Source organism: Rhodopseudomonas sp. B29, assembly GCF_000333455.1.
GTDB lineage: Bacteria > Pseudomonadota > Alphaproteobacteria > Rhizobiales > Xanthobacteraceae > Rhodopseudomonas.
This window is the reverse complement of record NZ_BADD01000177.1, coordinates 1-2,090: the sequence shown is the minus strand read 5'-3', so window position 1 is coordinate 2,090 and position 2,090 is coordinate 1. Positions and strand designations below refer to the sequence as shown.

Below are 2,090 nucleotides of genomic sequence, written 5' to 3'. Positions count from 1 at the left end.
CGCGCAGCTTGAAGGCCGGCCGGGTTTTTCGTTCATCCGCGCCGATCTCGCAGATCGCGCGGCGACGGCGGCGCTGTTTGCGGAGCATCGCTTTCCGGTCGTGATGCACTTGGCGGCCCAAGCAGGCGTGCGCTATTCCCTCGATCATCCGCATACCTATGCGGACGCCAATCTCCAAGGGTTTCTCAACGTGCTCGAGGGTTGCCGCCATAACGGCTGCGAGCACTTGATCTATGCGTCATCGTCGTCGGTATACGGCGCCAATACCAAGCTGCCGTTCTCGGTCGAGGATCGCACCGATCAGCCGATCAGCCTGTACGCGGCGACCAAGAAGGCCAACGAGTTGATGGCGCATTGCTACAGCCATCTGTACCGGCTGCCGACCACCGGCCTGCGCTTCTTCACGGTTTATGGACCTTGGTATCGGCCCGATATGGCGCTGTTCCTGTTCGCCAACGCCATCACTCAGGGCAAGCCGATCCGGCTGTTCAACCATGGCCAGATGCGCCGAGATTTCACCTTCGTGGGCGATGTCACACGTGTGATGCTGCGGCTGGTGGATCTGGTGCCGTCGGGCGAGGACGGTCCGCCGGCCCGGATCTACAATGTCGGCAACCATCGCCCGGAAGAGCTGATGCATGTCGTCGGGCTGCTGGAACAGGGCTTCGGGCGCACGGCCATCAAGGAGATGCTGCCGATGCAGCCGGGTGACGTTCTGGAGACGTTCGCCGACGTCGACGCCCTGATGCGCGACGTCGCCTTCAAGCCGGAGACGGCAATCGAGGACGGTGTCCGCAGCTTTGTGTCATGGTACCGGGACTATTTCCGGGTTTGAGCATATCCGGTTTTTCCACCGAATTCCTCGTTTTGGCGTTGTAATCGTCTGAATCAAAACGTGTTTGGGCGAGTTTCGCGGGTCATCGCCACACCTGTGACGGCGTGGTAGGGAAACCCCAGATTAACCTTCGAGGTCACGATCTCATGAGTTCCAGCATTCCCGACGAGCCCAAAGCATCCCTCCGCGTCGGCGTCATCGGCGCCGGGGTGATGGGCACCAATCATGGTCGGGTGCTCGCGGGACTGCCCGGGGTGACGCTGGTCGGGATCGTCGATCCGCTGCCGGAACATCGCAAGCGTGCGGCTGAATTGATCGGCTGCCCGACTTTCGCGACCGTGGACGAGCTGCTGCTCGCCGGCGTCGAAGCGGTAACGATTGCCGCTCCGACGCATTTGCATCACGAGGTCGCGCTGGCCTGCATCGCTCGCGGTGTCCACGTTCTAGTTGAAAAGCCGATTGCCTCGACGGTCGAAGAGGGGCGCGAGATCGTGGCTGCCGCCCGCAAGGCTGGCGTCACCCTCATGGTCGGCCATGTCGAGCGCTTCAATCCGGCGGTGGCGGCGATCAAGCAGGCGATTCGCGACGAGGACATCCTGTCGATCGGCATCACCCGGGTCGGTCCGTTCCCGCCGCGCATGTCGAATGTCGGCGTGGTGATCGATCTCGCCGTCCATGACATCGATCTGATCCGCTGGTTCACCGAATCGGAAATCACCCAGGTCCAACCGCAGCTTTCCAGCGCCGTTGCCGAGCGCGAAGACATCGCGCTCTTACAATTCCGCACCGCCTCGGGCGTGCTGGCCCATATCAACACCAACTGGCTGACGCCGTTCAAGGCGCGCAACGTCACGGTGGCGACGCGCGGCAAGTACGTGATGGGCGATCTGCTGACCCGGCAAGTCACCGAATGCTTCGGCTTCAAGGCCGACGGCAGCTACTCGATGCGGCATCTGCCGGTCGGCCACGACGAGCCGCTGCGGGCAGAGCTGATGTCGTTCGTCAGCGCAGTGCGCAGCCGGTCCGCGCCGGCGGTGTCGGGCGAAGAGGGGGTCGCCAGCCTGGAGATCGCGATCCAGTGCCTGGAGCCGGCCGGCAAAGCCGCCGTCGAGACGATGCCCAAGCCGCGTCGTGCCGCCGGCTAGTCGGCGTGTCCGAGAGCTTCCGCTTCCGCTCTTTTTCTGTTCCCGCTTAATCCAGCAAGGCCCATGAACCAGCATCTTCGAACCGATCCTGTGCCCTTCATCGACGTCGG

2 protein-coding genes are annotated in these 2,090 nt (G+C 63.1%); both read left to right on the top strand.

Annotated elements, in window-relative coordinates; translation table 11 throughout:
* On the top strand, positions 1-835 hold an 835-nt coding region (locus tag I5M_RS06410; RefSeq protein ID WP_022720639.1), incomplete at its 5' end, for an NAD-dependent epimerase/dehydratase family protein.
* Positions 836-981: 146 nt separating this feature from the next.
* Entirely contained in the window at positions 982-1,980 is a 999-nt protein-coding gene (locus I5M_RS06405) for a Gfo/Idh/MocA family protein (RefSeq protein ID WP_022720638.1), read from the top strand.
* Positions 1,981-2,090: the final 110 nt, after the last annotated feature.